We start from the raw sequence: 21297 nt of genomic DNA, 5'->3' as shown, positions 1-21297 counted from the left end.
AATTGTCATCTCATGAAACTAATTCGTATTGCTATTCTTGTTGTGATTGGAATAAATAGCCTTAAAGGACAAACTAAATCTATTAATGAATCTTCATACTTATTAATTGGTGGAATTGAACAATGGGTTACAATTCGTGGTAATGACATCTCCAAACCTGTAATTCTATTTCTTCATGGAGGCCCGGGAAGCACCATGAGTCAATTTGAAAATACAATGTATGGATCTTGGGAAGATGATTTTATTTTGGTGAATTGGGATCAAAGGGGTGCTGGAAGAACTTATGGGAGAAATGCGCCAAGTAAACTAGACGAAAAATATATACAAAATACGCCTTTAACGGTTGATCGAATGACTAGAGACGGTATTGAACTCTCTCAATACCTAATTTCCCATTTAAAAAAAGATAAAATTATTCTTGTAGGAACCTCATGGGGATCTATCTTAGGAATGGAAATGTTATTGAAAAAACCCGAACTCTTTAAGGCCTATTTGGGGCACTCGCAAGTCGTTAATCCTAGCGAAAGCTTTAAGTGTGCTTACGAAAAAACACGAGAACTATCTCAACTTGCAAAAGACAGTGTTTCTCTAAAAAAATTAAAATCTTTAGGGAAGCCACCATATAAAAATGCCCGAAGTACTGGTCAATTATTAAGAATTGTAAAAAAATATGAAAGAGCCAATTCAACACCTGCTCCAAATAATTGGTTTAAAATTGCCTCCGAATATGACAATGAAATAGATGCCAAAAGCAGATATGATGGAGATGACTATTCATTCTGTTACTTTGCTGGTTTTGAAAAAATAGGTATAAAATCAATGGTGTTAGGAATAGATTATAAGCGGTCTGGTTTAAACATTAAAATCCCTATCTATTTAATTCAGGGTGAGCAGGATATACTAACACCAAAAGAACTAACCAAACCTTATTTTGATAGTATTACTGCTCCATTAAAGAAATACATTCTCTTACCTAATGCTGCACATGGTCATAATCAAGCTGTAGTTGATGCTCAATTTAAAATTGCAGAACAAATTACCCATTCAAAATAAGCAATTAATTTTCCTTTACTTTAAATCAAGAACTGATAAACTTCCCTTAAATTGGACTTTATCGAACACTTAAAAATTAAACCCAAAACTTCCAGTAATACCAAACTTTCTTGCACCTGGGTTATCTAAATAACTCCCTCTAAAATTAAAGTCTAATCTAAAGACTTTAAAGATATTACCAATACCTAACCCGTACTCATAATACAATTTATCTGATGGAGCTACCAACTGCAAATTCGCCGGATTACTCGGTACATTACTTAAGGCAATGTTTTCATCAGATAACTCTCCCCAAACACCTCGAACACTTACAATTTCACGAAGGTTTAGCTTTCTTAACAATGGTATTCTTGAAAATATACGTCCGTTAAAATTATGCTCAAAATGGAATGAGGTATACGTATCAGACACAAACTCATAAAAATCTAACTGAGAAAAGGTATTGTATATTGAGAAGTACGATTGGTTTCCTGGAATAACACTTAATAAACCAAGTGGTACTTCACCAAAGGTTTTACCTGCCTCTATAGAGGTTGTTAACCTTCCAAAACCACCCAATTGCCATGGTTGCACATATGAAAACTGTACTTTGGTATAGTCAAAACCACTATTAAATAGGCTTTTATCTCCTCTACTAACCTGAGCAAAAACGCGCGCAAAATCATCATTAGCATCCATACGTTCTACTCCAAAACCAGTAGTTTTTCTACCAGGGAAATAAAATAAGGACGCCGAGGTTTCAAATTGCTTAATTTCAGATTCTATACCATTTGGCGTGTTAAAATCTAAACTGAATGTAGGTGATGCCGACTCTAATGTTCTATAATTAGCTCCTAGTCTAAAAATAAGGTTTCTAAGCGGTTCTGCTTCAACGGCAAAACTTGTTAAGTTTATGGAGGTTAGCTTATCATTAGACCCTGTGCCCACCACGGCAGATGAGGCTAAACTTCTACCTAAAACATCTGTACTTGTTGTTAAACTGGCACCTATCTGTTCAACATCCCGTCTGTTTCCTCCAGAAACTATTAGTCTGCTTTTTTTATCTATTAACCATTTACCAGAAATACCATATTTAAATTTATCATCCTTAAACCCATAAGCTAAAAAGCCTTCTAAACGCCAAAGATCGTTTCTACCAAAATAGGTACGACCACCAGCTCGTAATCTTAAGCCTTCTACTTCATTAAATCCGAATGAAGAAAAAATAGGGCCGTAGTCTAGCGGTAATGTATTAAACTCAATATATCCAGATGATAAGATACTTCCTAAATTGTACAATCTCTTAAACTTTTTAACTGTTTTAAGAGTATCTAACATTTTATAAACCCCTTTTTCATCTTTATTTAAAGCTTCTAACCTATTCTCTTCCCAGAACTTATCATCTCTATCATAAACATCTTTATCGTAATTATAAACTTCTTTATCATAGAATTTCTTATCCTTCGGAATATTGAATTTATAGTTGTCATAAAGGGTAGTTCGTTTACCATAAATTCCTCTGGACTTTTCTTTTTTACTAAACGAGAAGTCAGACATCATATAATCACGCTTTACTAGAAATAAAGAATCATTTAAAACATCAAACTCCTGTTCTATATAAATCTCTTTAACCCAGTTAATATTAGCACTTTTAGAGGCTTGTAAATTAATTTCTTTAACGGCATAGGTTGTATCTGCTACCCAAAAATCACCTTTAAAGGTTAACTCATTTTTTCGTCTGGGGTAATAGATAATATTGAAACACAATTTATTATCAATATAAGCACTATCGGCCAACACATAATTATATGTATTGATACCCGTTCTGGATAACGGGCTCACAAAACTTTTATCAAAAAATTTCAGATAGTTATCATAAACACTGAAATCTGAATACAGATCATCTACAAAATCAATAATTACTTGATTGTCGCTAAACCCAGAGTTTTTATTTCCCTTTAAGACTTCTTTTGTTTTGTTTAAGGTGTTATCCCCGTATACCTTAGATGCAGCCTCATTAATAAACATTGGTAAATACGTTTTACCAGTAACACTAGATGTGTCCACCTCTTCAAAAACAAACTCCATACCTCTAAATAAGCGACTTTTAATCAAGGCACTATCTATGGTATTAATATCGAATTCTACTTTTTCGTATTTATCAAACTCATATTGCTTAAATTGCTTAAGTCCGTTTTTACGTTTATGTTTCCAGATTTTTCTAAGAATGTCAATAGCAGGATTGTTCTTTTTAGATTGCTTTCCCGTGGTTAAAACCACAGCATCTAGTTGAGCGGCTTCTTCTTTAAGAACAAACTCTAGATTATAGTTTACCTTTTTAGCTAAAGGCACTATTAATGTTTCGTAACCTATAAAAGAAATAGAAAGTTCTGACCAAGTTTGGTCTGATTCTAGGTAAAATTTACCATTCTCATTCGTAATTGTTCCTTCTGTAGAACCTTGAAAAATAACATTTGCAAAAGAAATGGGTTGATTGTATTCATCGAACACATGACCACTTACTTTAGTTTGAGCCATGGCCACTCCCAAACCAAATAAAAACACGCATAGCAGTTTTAACTTCATCTAAATATTTTTAGTTCTATTTATTAGACACAAAAAAATTGTGTTTGGTTGCATGGGGTCGAAAAAAATATGTAATAATTACCCCAAAAACTAAAAAACTTCATCAACTATCGGGCTGATGAAGTTTATATAACGTAAAAAATTTTATTTTATTGGTATAGTACTTTCTTTACCGCTTTAATTACATCTTCGCTATTTGGCAACCACTCTTTTAACAATACTGGAGAGTAAGGTGCAGGTGTATCAGCTGTGTTTAATTTAACAACTGGCGCATCTAAATAATCAAAAGCTTCTGCTTGTACAGAATATGTTATTTCTGTAGCAACACTACCAAATGGCCATGCTTCTTCTAAAACAACTAATCGGTTTGTTTTCTTTACAGACTCAATAATTGTTTTTCTATCCATAGGACGAACAGTACGTAAATCGATAATTTCACAAGAAATACCTTCTTTTTCTAATTCGTCTGCGGCCTTGTAAGCTTCCTTTATAATTTTTCCAAAAGAAACGATAGTTACATCTTCTCCTTTTCTTTTTATTTCGGCAACACCAATTGGTAAAACGTATTCTCCTTCTGGCACTTCACCTTTATCACCATACATTTGCTCACTTTCCATGAAGATAACCGGATCATCATCTCTAATTGCCGCTTTTAACAAACCTTTTGCATCATAAGGGTTAGATGGCACAACTACTTTTAAACCTGGCGTATTTGCAAACCAATTTTCAAAAGCCTGTGAGTGCGTAGCTCCTAACTGACCAGCAGAAGCTGTAGGGCCACGAAATACGATAGGACATTTAAACTGTCCACCAGACATCTGTCTAATTTTAGCGGCGTTATTTATAATCTGATCAATTCCAACTAAAGAGAAGTTAAACGTCATATATTCCACTATTGGTCTATTTCCTGTCATTGTAGATCCTACTGCGATACCAGCAAAACCAAGTTCGGCAATAGGCGTATCTATAACACGCTTTGGACCAAACTCATCTAACATACCTTTAGAAGCTTTGTAAGCTCCATTATATTCTGCTACTTCCTCACCCATTAAATATACGCTTTCATCTCTGCGCATTTCTTCACTCATGGCCTCACAAATAGCCTCTCTAAATTGAATTGTCTTCATTTAAATTATTTTTTCGAGGAACAAAAATATGAATTATTGGCAATTAAATAGCATAAAAACTAGTAGTTAAACGTAGAGTATTTTAAAATTGAAGAATTTACAGAAATCCTAGTCTAAAAATGAAAAATTAATACCGTAAGCATGCTCTAATTATTTTATTTATTCCTCAGTTAAACGATTAAAGAATTGTAAATTTGTAAAGTATTTACGCCAATTTTATTCTTTTCTGTAATTTTTTATAAAATTTATTATGCATGCATAGTACTTTTTCGAAATAAAATAATTACTTTCGTACCTGTAAAAAGCTTTTTTTAAGGCGTAACACCTTTACAAACAACTGTTTTTCAAATAGTAACAAAAATAAATTACGCCCTTTACTTAATTAGAAACTAAACATTAAATTGTTGTAATATGAATATTTTAGTTTGTATTAGTCATGTTCCAGACACGACTTCGAAGATAAATTTTAGTGAAAACGACACCAAATTTGATACTAACGGTGTGCAATTTGTTATAAACCCTAATGATGAATTTGGCTTAACCCGAGCTATGTGGTTTAAAGAAAAACAAGGTGCTAAGGTAACTGTAGTTAATATTGGTGGTGCAGAAACAGAACCTACTTTAAGAAAAGCTCTTGCTATTGGAGCCGATGAAGCTATTAGAGTAAATACTGCTGCAACAGATAGCTTTTCTGTGGCCAAACAATTAGCAAAAGTTGCTCAAGATGGTGGTTACGATTTAATCATTGCAGGTAGAGAATCTATAGATTATAATGGCGGAATGGTACCTGGAATGTTAGCTGGTTTAATAGATGCTAATTTTGTAAACAACTGTATTGGCCTAGAGGTTGAAGGAGATACTGCCAAAGCATCAAGAGAAATAGATGGAGGTAAAGAAACTGTTGCAACCAAGTTACCCTTAGTCATTGGTGGACAAAAAGGTTTGGTTGAAGAAAGTGATTTGCGTATTCCAAATATGAGGGGTATTATGATGGCTCGTAAAAAGCCACTAAATGTTGTAGATGGGGTTGAAAATTCAGAAGAAACCTCTTCAGTTAAGTTTGAAAAGCCAGCTCCAAAAGGTGCTGTGAAATTAGTTTCTGAAGACAACTTAGATGAGTTAATTAGCTTACTTCATAACGAAGCTAAGGTAATTTAATTTTGGATCTTTTCAAATTAACCTAAAGTTTAATGAGACCCTGAAACATGCTTGGGGTTACAAAAACAAAAAATTATGTCAGTTTTAGTATATACAGAATCAGATCAAGGAAAATTTAAAAAAGGGGCTTTAGAAGTTGCCTCTTATGCAAAAGCTGTAGCAGATCAATTAGGAACAACGGTTACTGCTTTAGCAATAAACGCTAATGATGCCTCTGAATTGGGAAGCTACGGTGTAGATAAAGTTTTAAATGTATCGAACGGCGATTTAAATAATTTCAATGCTAAAGTTTACGCCGATATCGTAAAACAAGCTGCCGAAAAAGAAGGTGCACAAGTAGTAGTTGTTAGCTCAAGTGCCGATAGTAAATATTTAGCACCACTTTTAGCTGTTGGTCTAAACGCGGGTTACGCAAGTAATGTCATTGAAGCGCCAAGTAGTACGGCTCCTTTTACAGTAAAACGCAATGCTTTTACAAATAAGGCATTTGAGGTGTCTCAAATTAATACAGACGTTAAACTTATTGGTGTTTCAAGTAACGCTTTTGGTTTAGTTGAAAATAATGGAGCAGCCACATCTGAAGATTTCTCGCCTTCAATTGCAGAATCTAATATTACTGTAGAATCTGTTGATAAAGCAACAGATAAAGTTACCATTGCCGATGCAGATATTGTTGTGTCTGGTGGTCGTGGATTAAAAGGTCCTGAAAACTGGGGAATGATTGAAGAATTAGCCGACGTTTTAGGTGCTGCCACAGCTTGTTCTAAACCGGTTTCAGATTTAGGATGGCGACCTCATGGTGAGCATGTTGGACAAACAGGAAAACCTGTAGCTTCTAACCTATATATTGCTATTGGTATTTCGGGTGCAATTCAACATTTGGCAGGTGTAAATGCCTCTAAAGTAAAGGTGGTAATTAACACAGATGAAGAAGCGCCTTTCTTTAAAGCTGCAGATTACGGTGTAGTTGGAGATGCCTTTACTGTAGTACCTCAATTAATAGAGAAATTAAAGGCTTTTAAAGCACAACAATAAATTATTTTTTATAAATTTATTTCAGGGAACTGTTATAATTTGGTGTATTATAACAAATCTGTCTTTGGCAGTTTGGTAAATTCCGAATTTAAACAGTTCTTTGTGTTTTTATAAATTATGAGCTTAGTAAGATTAAACATAAAGGGTATATCTTATAGTCAAACCCAAAATGGTGCTTATGCACTGATACTGAATGAAGTTGATGGAGACAGAAAATTGCCAATAGTAATTGGTGCTTTTGAAGCTCAGTCTATAGCAATAGCTTTAGAAAAAGAAATTAGACCTCCCAGACCCTTAACTCACGATTTATTTAAAAACTTTGCCGATAGATTTGACATTGTTGTTAAACAAGTTATTATTCACAAATTAGTTGATGGTGTTTTCTATTCTAGCCTTATTTGTGAACGTGACAAAATTGAAGAAATAATAGATGCCAGAACGAGTGATGCTATTGCATTAGCCCTACGTTTTGAAGCGCCTATTTTCACATATAAAAATATCCTAGACAAAGCTGGTATTTACCTAAAAGTAAACCCAACTAAAGATGATGAAGATCAACCAAAGGAAGACAGCATCTTAGTTGACGATTTAGTTGCAAGTGAATTAGAACCAGACGCTCCAAAAGAGAATTTCGCAGGTAAGACATTAGAAGAACTAGAAAACTTACTTAATGATGCTGTTGCAAACGAGGACTACGAGCGAGCAGCAAGTATTAGAGACGAAATTTCCAAACGAAAATAATTACCCATTATGAAACATCTTTTTCTGTATTTTCTAGCCTTTTTTTTAGTCATTACAACTTCAATACAAGCACAAGAAACAGAAAAAGAAATTTTAAATGATGTCTCAACAGAAACTGTGACCAGTGATTCTGAAACAAGTACAACACTTGTAGATCATGAAATAAATGCAGACTCTTCGGAAAAAAGTATAGAGATAATCGCAAGCCAAGGTTTTTCTATGAATAGTCTTTGGCGCGGCGCTTTGGGTATGATTTCTCTTGTCTTCATCGCGTTTCTGTTTAGTAGCAATAGAAAAGCTATTAACTGGAAAATAGTGGGTATAGGTTTAGCGTTTCAACTACTTATAGCAGTGGGTGTTTTAAAGGTTGAATTTGTAAAAGTAATTTTTGAGTTTATTGGAAGTCTTTTTGTAAGTGTTTTAGATTTTACCAGAGCAGGAAGTAAATTCCTTTTTGAAGGTCTTGTAGTTGATATGGACACTTTCGGTTTCATATTTGCTTTTCAAGTATTACCAACTATTATATTCTTTTCAGCTTTAACATCTGTTTTATTTTATTTAGGTATAATTCAAAAAGTAGTAAAAGCTTTTGGATGGCTATTATCTAAACTTCTTAAAATATCCGGTGCAGAGAGTTTAAGTGTGGCTGGAAATATCTTTTTAGGACAAACAGAAGCGCCACTTTTAATCAAAGCGTACCTTGAGAAAATGAACAAATCGGAAATGCTATTGGTAATGATTGGTGGTATGGCAACTGTTGCAGGTGCTGTTCTAGCAGCTTATATAGGCTTTTTGGGTGGAGATGATCCTGCGCTTAGACTGTTCTATGCAAAACACTTGTTGGCGGCATCGGTAATGGCAGCTCCTGGAGCTATAGTGATTTCAAAAATTTTATATCCACAAACAGAAAATATTAATACAGACGTAAAAGTATCTCAAGAAAAAATAGGGTCTAACTTTTTAGATGCAATTGCTAACGGTACAACAGAAGGCTTAAAACTTGCTGTTAATGTTGGTGCCATGCTATTGGTATTCGTTGCCTTTATAGCAATGTTTAATGGCATTTTAGGTTGGGTTGGAGATGTTACAAGTTTAAATACATGGGTAGCCGAAAACACCTCATATAAGAGTTTATCCTTAGAACTTATATTAGGATATGCTTTTGCACCTTTAATGTGGCTAATAGGTGTTGCGAAAGAAGATATGGCACTTATGGGTCAGCTCCTTGGAATTAAACTTGCAGCTAGTGAATTTATAGGTTACATCCAGTTGTCCGATTTAAAAAACGCTTCTAACGCCATACATCTTAATTACGAAAAATCTATTATAATGGCTACGTATATGCTTTGCGGATTTGCAAATTTCGCATCCATTGGTATTCAAATTGGTGGCATTGGGTCTTTAGCTCCAGGACAGCGCAAAGTATTATCTCAATTCGGCATGAAAGCTTTAATTGGCGGCACATTAGCCTCTTTAGTATCTGCTACAATTGCAGGTATGATTATTGGTTAATCTGGTTAATAACTTTCTTATAACATCTTAATTTTTGAAGAGCACTCAAATACTCTTTTTTATATTTTAGCCAAACGTCATGCTGATTATTAATCGGCATCTCATCCCAACAATTTAGATTAATTTAATTAGTTTCTTGCTTTTGCAAGAAGGTGTAAACATATGAAACAATATCACGACCTAGTAAAACACGTTTTAGAGAATGGCAATGAAAAAGGAGACCGTACAGGTACTGGAACCAAAAGTGTTTTTGGTTATCAAATGCGTTTTGATTTAAGTGAAGGTTTCCCTATGGTAACTACTAAGAAGTTACATTTAAAATCGATTATATACGAACTCCTTTGGTTTTTAAAAGGTGATACTAATATTAATTATTTAACCGAAAACGGCGTTCGAATTTGGAATGAATGGGCCGATGAAAATGGTGACTTAGGACCTGTTTACGGACATCAATGGCGTAACTGGAATAGTGACGAAATAGATCAGATAAAAGAGGTTATTACAACTTTGAAAAACAACCCTAACAGCAGGAGAATGTTGGTTTCTGCATGGAATCCATCGGTATTACCAGATACTTCTGTATCATTTAGTGAAAATGTTGCTAATGGTAAAGCTGCATTACCTCCTTGCCATGCTTTCTTCCAATTTTACGTGGCTAATGGTAAATTATCTTGCCAGTTGTATCAAAGAAGTGCCGACATCTTTTTAGGCGTACCTTTTAATATTGCATCCTATGCATTATTTACCATGATGATGGCGCAAGTTTGCGGCTACCAACCAGGAGATTTCATTCATACATTTGGTGATGCGCATATTTACAGTAATCATTTTGAGCAATTGGAATTACAATTATCCAGAGAGCCTAGACCACTCCCTAAAATGATTTTGAACCCAGAAATTAAAGATATTTTTGAGTTTACATTTGAAGATTTTACATTGCAGGATTATGATCCACACCCACATATTAAGGGTGCTGTAGCTGTTTAAAGTATAGTTCTTTTAAGAAGTATTACTTACTTAAATTCTACAAACTAAGTACGACCTCACTTTCGCAACTCGTTGTGTGTTAATAAAAAATTTAGGCTTTAACCTACAAATTGTATATCTTGTTTGGATAAATTCTAAATAATCTTTTATTAACCAAAAACGACACTATTGTGAAAAAAAAAGTACTCCTAACTACGTTAGCCTCATGTACGCTTATTACTTTTTTAGTAGTAAATCTTCGAAATTCTAATAGTACTAACCCTATAAGTTTAGACAAAACTACTCTGAAGTTTCAAAAGCAGAACAATACTAAAAAAACACTTGAGGAAAAGGCTTTATATAACGAAAAACGTAATTTACAAGAATATTATAAGCAAGTCAATCCCAACACTCAAAGTATTTCTAAAGCAGAAAAAAAACAAGAGCTAAAACAGGCTCAAGGGGCAAATGTAAAGCTTTTAACCAATTTAACCGCTAAAGTCCCTCAAGCAGCTTATGTTAATAGAGGCCCAAGTAATTTTGGAGGAAGAACACGGGCTCTTGTTATAGACAGAAGTGATGCTAGTGGTAACACCATGATTGCCGGTGGTGTAAGTGGAGGTGTTTTTAGAACTACAAATGGAGGAGCTACATGGACCAAAGTTTCTGCTAATGACGAAATACATAATGTCACTTCAATTGTTCAAGACCCTAGAGCGGGCTTTGAAGACACATGGTACTATGCTACAGGTGAAGCTTTAGGTAATTCGGCTGTAAATGGCGCATGGTTTTATGGTGATGGCATTTGGCAATCCACAAATGGAGGAATAACTTGGAGTCAAATCCCATCAACAGATTCGGCTCATGAGGGAGGTTTTAATAGTCGTTTTGACTTAATAAGTAAACTAGCAGTTCACCCTACTACAGGTCATTTATATGCTGCTGTAATTGGAGAAATAAGAAGATTTGATGGAACTTCGTGGACCACTGAGCTTTCAGATGGGCTTAGTACAACTGCCCAAGTTACAGATATTGTAATCACTAATAACGGTAGAATTTATGCGGGATTTTCAGGGTACCATAGCGCTTCTCGGGAAGGGGTTTGGACCTCAGCCACAGGTATTGGCTCATGGTCTAGAATTAATGACAATGGTGTTGATCCTGCTGATTTCACACCTTTTGGACGCGTGGTATTAGCTTTAGCCCCATCTGACCAAGATTTACTGTATGTATTATTTGAAAACGGTAATACAGCAGATTGTAGCACTGATACTCAAGAAGCAGACTTATGGAGATGGGATCAAGGGACCACAACTTTTACTGACTATTCATCTGTATTACCTTCTGAAGGTTGTGATACTGATGGAAATCCTTCAGACGCTGGTAACAATCCTTTCTCAGTACAAAATGGTTATGATTTAGTTGTAAGTGTTAAACCAGATAATGCAAATTTTGTTATAATTGGAGGTACTAATGTTTATAAAAAAGAAAACATAACAGATTCAGGTAGTCGTTTTACAAGGATTGGAGGCTACATCTCGAATACTTCTTATGGAAAATATGCTAATCATCACCCCGATATTCATGCGCTAGTATTCAATCCTTCAAATGTAAATACTAATGTTTTATTAACTGGTACTGATGGAGGTATACACAGAACAGATGACATCACTGCTGCTACTGTAGCTTGGACAAGCTTAAATAACTCGTACCAAACATTTCAATTTTACCATGTAAATATTGACCCACTTGATACTTCGGATGGAGTCATTGGAGGTAGTCAAGACAACGGAACAACTTATGGAGGAACAAGTTTCTCCTTGGCTAATTTAACTTCGCATTTCGACTATTTTTCTGGAGATGGTGGTGCTTGTGCTATTTCAAGAGACAATGCCTGCGTGCCTTTCTTTTTCAGCTCTCAATCTGGATCTATCTATAAAGACTGTCCATCATTTTCTGAAATCACACCAGATTCTAGTCCAGGAAGTAAATTTGTTACCTACTTTCATTTGGATCCAGATAATAACAACGCTCTTTATTACGCGGCTAGAGGGAATCTGTTTAGAACAACAGATGCTACAAATGTTACCCCATCTACTTGGACAAACCTCGGATCTCCAACTGGATTCGGTTCAACAAATAGAAATTCTGATGGTTCACCTGTAAATAGTGAAGAATGGTTTGAAGTTTTTTCTACTACAAGAAGTACTTATAACGCTTCAACAAGCTATTTACTTATGGGAGGTGATTTTGGACATATTTTAAGGATAAATGACCCTCAAAATGTAACAGATTTATCTACTGCTGTTGATATAACTCCTAATGGTGCTACAACAACATGGCCATCTATTGTTACAGGCTTAGCTATTCATCCATCCAATCCCGATATTGTTTTAGCTACGTATTCAAACTATGGAATTACGAACATCTTTTTAACTACAAATGCTACCGACGTCTCCCCTACTTGGACTCCTGTTGAGAGTAACTTATCTTTACATTCTATAAGATCTGCTGCAATTACAGAAGTAGGAGGACAGACACTTTATTTTGTTGGAACAGCTAGAGGATTATATAGTTCAACTGATCCAACTGTAGTAACAGATGCTTGGGTAAGAGAAGCACCAACTGAGATAGGATATGCTGTTGTAAGTTCTTTAGCCTATAGACCCTCTGACAGTCATTTACTTATTGGTACGCATGGTAACGGTATGTTTGAAGCTACCGTGAGTGATGTCTTATCTATTGATGATGTAAATGATATTAGCGATGAAATAGCTTTATTCCCTAATCCAGCGACTACTACAATTAATGTAGGGGTACCAGCTGCTAAAAATGATTTGAAATATGCCATTATTAATGTTTCGGGCAAATTAATCACAAAGGGAACCACGGAAAACAACCAAATTAATGTTTCCTATCTAACAGCCGGTATTTATTTTATACAGCTGGATATAGATGGTAAGACAGGTGTTAAAAAGTTTGTTATCCAGAATAATTAATAAGCTTAAAAAAATACAAACAAAAAGCGCTTTCACAATGAAAGCGCTTTTTTAATTAAATAATATTTTGTTTACTATACGTTTACAACGCTATTTTCAGCATTTGCAAAATCATTCCAAGCATAAGCATCGGCAGCCGTATCATTAATATACTCTCCATCTACTAAATACTTAAACTCATAAGAACTATCTTTATCTAAATCTACAGTACCTTTAAACGTACCATTTTTTAATTTTTTTAGGGGCGCACTTTTTGCGTTCCACTCATTAAAACTTCCTACTACAGATACTTTTTTTGCTTCCTCTGCCTCAATAGAAAAAGTTACCTTACAAATTGGTTTACTCTTTAAATATTGTTTTTTAATTGCCATAATAATAATTTTTGCGTGTTGTTTTATTGCACAAATTTATAAAACAAAAGCCCTCATGTTATCAATTATATGCGTAAACGTGTAAGAATTATCAATTTAGTAATATAGCTTAACAATATTTTAATGTAGAAAAAAAAACCTTTAAAAAAATGTGGTATATGCAACAAAAAAACAACCGTTTTTAACTGATTTTCAGAAGATTTATAACTAAATCGTTTTCGAAAACCCTTACATACAGAAGCCTTTCTCTTATCCATCTCACTTAAAAATAGTAACTTTACGTTCCTTATTTAAGATATATGTTCGGAAAAAAGAAAAACACTCCTCAAATAGATAAAGAACAGTTAGAATTAATTCAGAATGCTCAGAGACGCATAAAGCAAAAAAAACGATTGTTTGCGCACTTTGCAATGTTTTTAATAGGTGCTCTTTTCCTAATTTTGGCAAATACCGTATTGGGTATAGGTAAAGACTTTAAAATTGCAGGTATTGAGTGGTTTGTCTTTGCTATTTTGGTTTGGTTATTCTTTTTACTGTACCATACTTTTAATGTGTTTGTAACCCATAAATTCATGGGGAAATCTTGGGAACAACAGCAATTAGACAAACTTGTTTCTCTTCAAAAAGCACGAATTGAAAAGATAAAAAGCGAACTAAAAAAAGAAGCGCCAGTAATTGCTGAAAGTGAGGTCTATAATGAGACCAAAAGTTCCGATACAACAGGTTCTGAGTTAACGATAATAGTTGCTGCCGCTGAAAATAATGCCATTGGTAAAGACAACAAGTTAATTTGGCATTTAAGTAATGACTTAAAAAGATTTAAATCTTTAACCAACGGACATCACATCATTATGGGGCGAAAAACTTTTGAGAGTTTCCCTAAACCGCTACCTAACAGAACACATGTTGTTATTACAAGACAAGTAGACTACAAAGCGCCTAAGGGTGTTATTATCGTAAATAGTTTAGAAGCTGCTATTGACGCTTCTAAAAATGATTCACAACCCTTTATAATTGGTGGCGGACAAATTTATGAGCAGGCTATGATGATAGCCAATAAAATTGAGTTAACAAGAGTTCATGAAACTTTTGAAGCTGATGCATTTTTTCCAGAAATAGATCTGAACATTTGGCAAGAAATTGACAATGAATTCCATAAAAAAGATGCCAATCATGATCATGAATTTTCGTTTATCACTTACATAAGAAAATAACCTTCCTTTAAGCATCTAAAAGCAATAGCGTTGTTTTCAGTCTTTTTATAAATTCTTTAATCTCTTCGGTATTGTAACGTGCAAAACCTATTCTAATACCATTATGTCCTATGTTTGCTCTATCATATCGTTGCAATTCTACAAACAATAATTTTTGGTTTTTGGCCACCTCTGTAACTTGAGACCAAGTATACGTTTTACTTAATGTTACCCACACGGCCATTCCTCCTTTTGGAATTTCAAAGGTTAAATAGGCGCCGAGTTCTTCCTTGAGTAGTTTGCAAAACAAATCTCTTCGTTCCTTATATGTCTTGAGTACTTTTCTTTTATGACGGTCTAAACTTCCTTCCTTAATAAATTTTGCAAAGGTCATTTCTAATATTGCATCTCCTTGCCTATCTATAAATCGTCTAAGTTTTGCGCATTCGTCTACAAAGTCTTTCGATGCCACCAAATACCCTACCCTAAATACTGGTGCTACTGTTTTGCAGATAGAACCAACGTAAATTACATTTCCTGAAACATCATGACTTGCTAAAGGTAATATAGGTGCATGATTATAATTAAAGTCATAATCATAATCATCTTCAATAATGGCAAACTCATAACATTTCGCTAAATTGAGTAATTGCAACCTCTTTTTTGCCGACATAGTAACGGTAGTGGGATGATGATGATGAGATGTTGTATAAACCGCTCTAATGTTTTTGTCTTTACAAAGCTTTTCGATTGCAGTTATACTCAATCCGTCATCTTCAACTGGAACTCTTAAAATATTTGCTTTGGCATATTCAAAGGTAGTATCAGATGAACTATAGTTAGTCTCTCCTACAATTATATATCCTCCATTTTCAAACAATATTTGAGAAGATAGAAACATACCCATTTGACTTCCCCTGGTAATCATAATATTATCCAAACTTATGTTCAACCCTCGTGTTTCATTTAAATAGTCTACTAAGGTTGTTCTCAACTCTAAATTTCCATAAGTAGTACCATAACCAAAATGCACCAAGTTACTCTTCTTTCCTAACAATTTTCTGTATATAACACCTATCTCATCAGTTGGTGTTAAGCGTTCATCATTTACACCATCATTTACATACATATAAGACGCATCGAATGCTTGTGGAAAATTTCTATCTAGAGTGGTATCTTTATTAAAATAAAAGCCAGATTTGTTATTTTCCTTTACCCCCAAAGAATTGTCTAACTTTTGTTGGTTCAACTCGGGGAGATTATGATGCACATATGTTCCTTTTTGAGGAATACTTTCTGCCCAACCTTGTAAAACCAATTCTTCATAACACGCCACAACTGTTTTTCTATGCACCTCCAATAACTCGGCAAGTGTTCTACTTCCTGGCAGCCTTGTTCTCGGCAATAAGGTTCTATCTTTTATAAGCTGAATAAACTGATTAGTAAGTTGAATATAAACAGGAGTTCTACTCTCTCTACTAAAATTAACTATGGTTTTATAGGGAATCATAACTGGACTACTTAAAAAATGATTTCTGGATGATTACTGCGCTCCACAAAACTATTAATTTTGATTTAAAATAAACACAAAACACTTAAAATGAGTTCTTACAACACTTCAAATCTTAACAAAGTCATTAGAGGGTCTAATCGTGCCACTTATGATATTGAAACAGTTAACACTATTCTTGATGACGGATTTATTGGTTATGTATCTTATGTTTACGATGGCACACCAATCTCAATACCAATGGCTTATGGAAAAATAGGAGATAAAATCTATTTGCACGGGTCTTTAAAAAATAGAATGCTCTTATCTATTCTAGACAATAAAAAAGTAAGTATAACGGTTATGCATCTAGACGGCTTAGTTTTAGCAAGATCTGCTTTTCACCATTCTGTTAATTACAGATCTGTAACATTGTTTGGAGATGCTGTAAAAGTTGAAGACGAAAATGTAAAAAGAACAGCTCTTAAATGTATTGTGGATCAAATGATAGAAGGTAGATGGAACACGCTACGCCCTATGACTGATAAAGAATTTAATGCGACTCTGGTAATTGAAGTACCCATTCAAACTGCTTCCGCAAAAGTAAGAGCAGAAGGCGCCATAGATGAAAAATCAGATTTAGAATTACCAATTTGGGCAGGAGTTGTACCAATGAAACAAGTAGCCCTGGCTCCAGAAAGTGATAATTTATTAAACCCAAATACTCATGTACCTAAACATGTTTTGGAATATTGCGAAGAACATAAAGACTGAAATTCATTACGTTAGAAGGAAAGGTTCTTTCATCAAATAATCAAAAACTAATTAGTACATTGCATACACAAACTAAACACTATGCAATATCAACTAATTACCTTAAAGAAACTTTGCTTAAGTTTCTTTTTTGTTTCAGTATTTTTCTCATGTAAATCTCAGTCACAAATTAAGGATGTCTGGATTGATAAGGATGAAGACGAAAACTACACAGCACGTCATGAATGTTCATTTGTACAAGCTGGAGACCGATTTTACATGTTTGGCGGGCGTGAGTCTGCTCAAAAATTAGACATATATGACTATGAAAACAATTCCTGGTCTTCAGCAAAAAGTAGAGCTCCAAAGCAATTTAATCATTTTCAAGCCACTTTTCATAAAGGGTTTATTTGGGTAATTGGTGCTTTTAAAACTAACAAGTTTCCGAGAGAAATTCCAGCGGATAATATTTGGTTATATCACCCACCAACAGATGCTTGGATTCAAGGTCCTGAAATACCAGAAGATAGAAGACGTGGTGGTGCTGGCTTAGTAGTTTATAAGGACAAATTTTATTTGGTTGGAGGCAATACTATAGGCCATGATGGAGGTTATGTAAATTGGTTCGATGAATATGATCCAGTAAATAATACATGGACAGTCTTAGAAGATGCATCTCAGGCTAGAGATCATTTTAGTGCTGCTATAATTGACAATAAACTTTATGCCGTTGGCGGTAGACATTCGGGAGGTAAAGGTGGTGTTTTTGCACCATTAATTGGTATCGTAGATGTTTATAATTTTGACACTCAAAAATGGTCTACATTAAAACAAGATTTACCTACCCCTAGAGCAGCTCCTGGAGTTGCCGTTTTTGGCAGACAACTTTTGGTTATGGGAGGTGAGGGAGAAAAGCACGGACCTGCTTACAAAATTGTTGAAGCTTACAATCCAGAAACTGGACAGTGGACTAATAAAGCTAGTATGCATTATCCAAGGCATGGTACACAAGCTATTCTCTCTGGAAAGGGTGTTTATATTGCCGCTGGATCTCCAACCCGAGGTGGTGGAAGACAGCACAATATGGAAGTTTATAATGAAGACAAACCAGAAGGCAAGACTTTGACAGCTTCAAAATTAATTGTCCCAAAAAAAGTAAAAATTAAGAAAGGGCAATCTACCACTATAAGTATTAAAAATGAGGGTGGTAATACTGGTTGTTTTATAACGAGTTTGAAAATTCTTGATTCCGATGACTTTTTGCTCAAAAAAAACTACAATTATACCTTATTAGATGCCAATTCTAAATTAGAGATACGTGTTAATAATCAATCCAAAGCATCTAACTCTTACGCCAATTTAGAAGTCTCTTATAATGACAATAAAAAAGAAGTGATTAGGCTTATTAGTAAATAAGTTTCATAATATTGATAATAAGATATTATTCCTATTTTTGCCACACTTAAAAATGAATTAAATGAAGGCATATATATTTCCAGGTCAAGGTGCTCAGTTCTCAGGAATGGGCTTAGACTTATATGAAAACTCGGCAGAAGCACAAGAATTATTTGAAAGTGCTAATGATATTTTAGGTTTTAACATTACAGATACAATGTTCGAAGGTTCTGCAGATGATTTAAAACAAACTAAAGTAACACAACCTGCTATATTTTTACATTCTGTTATTTTAGCAAAAACCTTAGGAACATCTTTCAAACCAGACATGGTTGCGGGCCATTCGCTTGGAGAGTTCTCTGCGCTTGTAGCTAATGGTTCTTTGAATTTTGAGGATGGTTTAAAACTGGTGTCTCAACGTGCCCTAGCAATGCAAAAAGCATGTGAGTTACAACCAAGTACCATGGCAGCTGTTTTAGGGTTGGAAGATAAGATTGTTGAAGATGCTTGTGCTAGTACTGATGGTGTTGTGGTTGCTGCAAATTACAACTGTCCTGGACAGCTTGTTATTTCTGGAGAAATTGAAGCCATAAATAAAGCTTGTGAAACGTTAAAAGAAGCTGGCGCTCGTAGAGCTTTAGTATTACCTGTTGGAGGTGCTTTTCACTCTCCTTTAATGGAGCCTGCTCGTGAAGAATTAGCTGCAGCTATTGAAAATACTACATTCAGCAAACCAAATTGCCCAATTTATCAAAATGTAACTGCAAATGCTGTTACAGATGAAAGTGCTATTAAAACTAATCTAATTTCTCAATTAACAGCTCCAGTTCGTTGGACACAGTCTGTACAACAGATGATTGAAGACGGTGCTACATTATTTACTGAAGTTGGTCCTGGTAAAGTTTTACAAGGCTTGGTAAAAAAGATTAACAGAGCTTCAGAAACGGCTTCTGCAACTTTTGAAGGGTCTTTATAATGAAAGTTACGCGTCGTTCCATATATATTATTGTAACCATTATTGCTTCTATAGCTTTAGATCAAGTATCTAAAGTATGGGTAAGAACTAATGTAAAACGAGGAAGCCAATCGTCTATTATAGGAGACTATTTCTCTTTGCACAACGTTGAAAACACTGGCGCCTTTTTAGGTATGGGTGGAGACTTAGAAGACCCTTTAAGAACAATTTTACTTCTTGTGTTACCTGTTTTAGTATTAGGCTTTGTACTCCGTTATATTTTTAAGGATAAAAGTTTAGACAATTGGTCTCTTTTTGCCTTTGCCAGTATTATAGGTGGTGGTATTGCAAATGTTTATGACCGATTTGTTTACGGCAGTGTTACTGATTTTTGGTATGTTAAACTAACCGACACTTTAAGAACAGGGATATTTAATGTAGCCGACGTATTTGTTACTACTGGAATGATTATTTTAGTATTTATAACACTATTTAAAAAGAAAGCAAAACCCGATTAAAGATAATATTAATCGGGTTTTAACTAAATTCGAGAAGTCTAAATATTAGCGATTATCATTTACGCTCTCGTCTATATTAGGGTTTGCATCAATTTCTGAAATTGGAATCTTAAGGAAGAACTTTTTATCATCTGGCTCTAAATCTGAGTTTATTAACCTATGATTTCCAGTTCTTGGAATACCACGTCTTAAACGTTTTGCGTCAAACCACTCAACTCCAATTTCGGCATAAAGCTCTTTTCTTCTTTCAACCAAAATCTCTTCGTATAAATCATCACTAGTATTTGAAGATTTTACAGCAGCAGTGTCTCTATTAGATTGTAAGTCAAATAACAAATCATGCGCTGCCGATTCTTGACCTTGTTTAAATTTAGCCTCTGCTTCGATTAAGATCATTTCGGCTGTTCTCATTAAAGGCATATCCGAATCAAACTGAAAATTGAATTTAGTAGTTGTTAAGTACCACCAGTCTCCAGGTGATCCTCCGTAGGTGTTATCAAATAAATTTCTAACATCTGTATTAGAAAACAGGGCTGCAAATTCTTGATTTACCCAAGTTCCAAAATAACCATCGTTAAAGTGGTCTGTAAAAGCGTGAGGCGCAATATAAAAGAAGTTTGACTGATCATTAGTTTGTGGGCTTCCCCACAACCATTCTATATTTGAAATATCATCAAATCCATCTCCATAAGTATCTGGTGCAAGTACAGCGTTTACATCACCTCCATAAGCTGCATTTGCAGCAGCCTCTGCTCCTGCCCAATTTTCAACAACTTGATAAACTCTAGCCAAAATTCCATTAGCTACCTGTTGGTTAACATAAGATTTACCTAACCTATCGTTACCTAATCCAGCAACAGCATCTGTTAAATCGGCAATTATCAGATCATACATTTCTTCTAAAGTACTCATTGGCTTTCCTTCTTGAGCCACCTCGGTATAAATTGGAGGGGCAGGCAAAGAAGCATCATAGGTATACGTATGTTGATACTCCATAGCTAATTGGAAGTAGAAAAAACCTCTAAGCGCCTTTCCTTGGGCAATTAGCTCTATTTTATCTGCATCTGCTATAGATGTACTCTCTTCAACTCCGTTAATAAGCACATTCGCCTGATTGATTAAGTAATACGGAAATTCCCAATTAAATTTAGTTCTTGTATAATTTGGCTCCCTGTTATCATTATCATAATCAAAATTATACCAAGAATTTTGAATAAAGTCATTACCCTTTACCGTACGTGCAAAATAAAGTGTATAAACCCCACCAGCATCAGTTCTTGTAAATTGCCTTCTAAAATTTCTTTGTATTCCTGATAGTAAAGCCTCTGCTCCTTCTCTAGAACCAAAAATCACATTGTCTGATACCGAACTAGTAGGCGCTGGGTCATTTAAAAAGTCTTTTTCACATCCAGTAATCAACAAGACCACTAGAAATAAAGCACCGAATTTGTATAATATATTTTTCAT

Annotated in this window: 17 protein-coding genes; 12 read left to right on the top strand and 5 right to left on the bottom strand. The window is 34.6% G+C overall.

Annotation, left to right across the window (positions count from 1 at the left end):
• The first annotated feature begins 12 nt into the window (after window positions 1-12).
• Window positions 13-1053 (top strand): alpha/beta fold hydrolase, encoded by a 1041-nt coding sequence (locus FUA24_RS15440; RefSeq protein WP_148543919.1) that lies wholly within the window; start codon window positions 13-15, stop codon window positions 1051-1053.
• 69 nt (window positions 1054-1122) lie between these two features.
• On the opposite strand, the gene FUA24_RS15435 is transcribed toward FUA24_RS15440, so the two are convergent.
• Window positions 1123-3618: a DUF5686 family protein gene (locus tag FUA24_RS15435; RefSeq protein WP_148543917.1), complete on the bottom strand. Its 2496-nt coding sequence runs from the start codon at window positions 3616-3618 to the stop codon at window positions 1123-1125.
• A 149-nt stretch (window positions 3619-3767) separates the two neighbouring features.
• Window positions 3768-4745, bottom strand: coding sequence for a pyruvate dehydrogenase complex E1 component subunit beta (locus FUA24_RS15430; protein WP_148543915.1), 978 nt, complete (start codon window positions 4743-4745; stop codon window positions 3768-3770).
• Between the two features lie 411 nt (window positions 4746-5156).
• Here FUA24_RS15430 and FUA24_RS15425 point away from each other — a divergent pair, with 411 nt between their 5' ends.
• The 6 genes from FUA24_RS15425 to FUA24_RS15400 all read left to right on the top strand — a co-directional run bounded on the left by FUA24_RS15425 (window position 5157) and on the right by FUA24_RS15400 (window position 13156).
• Entirely contained in the window at window positions 5157-5903 is a 747-nt protein-coding gene (locus FUA24_RS15425) for an electron transfer flavoprotein subunit beta/FixA family protein (RefSeq protein ID WP_148543913.1), read from the top strand.
• 75 nt (window positions 5904-5978) lie between these two features.
• Window positions 5979-6938 (top strand): electron transfer flavoprotein subunit alpha/FixB family protein, encoded by a 960-nt coding sequence (locus FUA24_RS15420; RefSeq protein ID WP_148543911.1) that lies wholly within the window; start codon window positions 5979-5981, stop codon window positions 6936-6938.
• A gap of 117 nt (window positions 6939-7055) precedes the next feature.
• Complete coding sequence (locus FUA24_RS15415) at window positions 7056-7679, top strand: bifunctional nuclease family protein (protein ID WP_148543909.1); 624 nt, start codon at window positions 7056-7058, stop codon at window positions 7677-7679.
• Between the two features lie 9 nt (window positions 7680-7688).
• Window positions 7689-9191, top strand: coding sequence for a NupC/NupG family nucleoside CNT transporter (locus FUA24_RS15410; RefSeq protein WP_246147060.1), 1503 nt, complete (start codon window positions 7689-7691; stop codon window positions 9189-9191).
• 162 nt (window positions 9192-9353) lie between these two features.
• Window positions 9354-10178, top strand: a complete 825-nt coding sequence (locus FUA24_RS15405) for a thymidylate synthase (RefSeq protein WP_148543907.1) — start codon at window positions 9354-9356, stop codon at window positions 10176-10178.
• A gap of 170 nt (window positions 10179-10348) precedes the next feature.
• The gene (locus FUA24_RS15400; protein WP_148543905.1) at window positions 10349-13156 is read left to right on the top strand and encodes a T9SS type A sorting domain-containing protein; all 2808 of its coding nucleotides are present in this window, start codon (window positions 10349-10351) and stop codon (window positions 13154-13156) included.
• 74 nt (window positions 13157-13230) lie between these two features.
• Here the strand turns inward: FUA24_RS15400 and FUA24_RS15395 are convergent, their stop codons facing one another.
• Window positions 13231-13527, bottom strand: coding sequence for an isoamylase early set domain-containing protein (locus tag FUA24_RS15395; RefSeq protein ID WP_148543903.1), 297 nt, complete (start codon window positions 13525-13527; stop codon window positions 13231-13233).
• A 299-nt stretch (window positions 13528-13826) separates the two neighbouring features.
• On the opposite strand from FUA24_RS15395, the gene FUA24_RS15390 reads away from it, so the two are divergent.
• Window positions 13827-14741, top strand: a complete 915-nt coding sequence (locus FUA24_RS15390) for a dihydrofolate reductase (protein WP_148543901.1) — start codon at window positions 13827-13829, stop codon at window positions 14739-14741.
• A 7-nt stretch (window positions 14742-14748) separates the two neighbouring features.
• On the opposite strand, the gene FUA24_RS15385 is transcribed toward FUA24_RS15390, so the two are convergent.
• Window positions 14749-16230, bottom strand: a complete 1482-nt coding sequence (locus tag FUA24_RS15385; protein WP_148543899.1) for an aminotransferase-like domain-containing protein — start codon at window positions 16228-16230, stop codon at window positions 14749-14751.
• A gap of 90 nt (window positions 16231-16320) precedes the next feature.
• Between FUA24_RS15385 and FUA24_RS15380 the strand changes: the two genes are divergently transcribed.
• From FUA24_RS15380 to lspA, 4 genes are all read left to right on the top strand, one after another.
• Window positions 16321-16983, top strand: a complete 663-nt coding sequence (locus FUA24_RS15380; RefSeq protein WP_148543897.1) for a pyridoxamine 5'-phosphate oxidase family protein — start codon at window positions 16321-16323, stop codon at window positions 16981-16983.
• 81 nt (window positions 16984-17064) lie between these two features.
• Window positions 17065-18378: a Kelch repeat-containing protein gene (locus FUA24_RS15375; protein WP_148543895.1), complete on the top strand. Its 1314-nt coding sequence runs from the start codon at window positions 17065-17067 to the stop codon at window positions 18376-18378.
• Between the two features lie 61 nt (window positions 18379-18439).
• On the top strand, window positions 18440-19333 hold the full coding sequence (gene fabD / locus FUA24_RS15370; RefSeq protein WP_148543893.1) for an ACP S-malonyltransferase: 894 nt from the start codon (window positions 18440-18442) through the stop codon (window positions 19331-19333).
• Window positions 19333-19830, top strand: coding sequence for a signal peptidase II (gene lspA / locus FUA24_RS15365; RefSeq protein WP_148543891.1), 498 nt, complete (start codon window positions 19333-19335; stop codon window positions 19828-19830). The genes fabD and lspA overlap by 1 nt, the downstream gene beginning before the upstream one ends.
• 45 nt (window positions 19831-19875) lie before the next feature.
• On the opposite strand, the gene FUA24_RS15360 is transcribed toward lspA, so the two are convergent.
• Window positions 19876-21297 carry a RagB/SusD family nutrient uptake outer membrane protein gene (locus FUA24_RS15360; RefSeq protein ID WP_148543889.1) on the bottom strand — a complete coding sequence of 474 codons (1422 nt, stop codon included), beginning with the start codon at window positions 21295-21297 and terminating at the stop codon, window positions 19876-19878.

The organism is Seonamhaeicola marinus (assembly GCF_008085455.1).
Note: the sequence above shows the minus strand (reverse complement) of the source record. Positions and strands in the feature narration are given on the sequence as shown.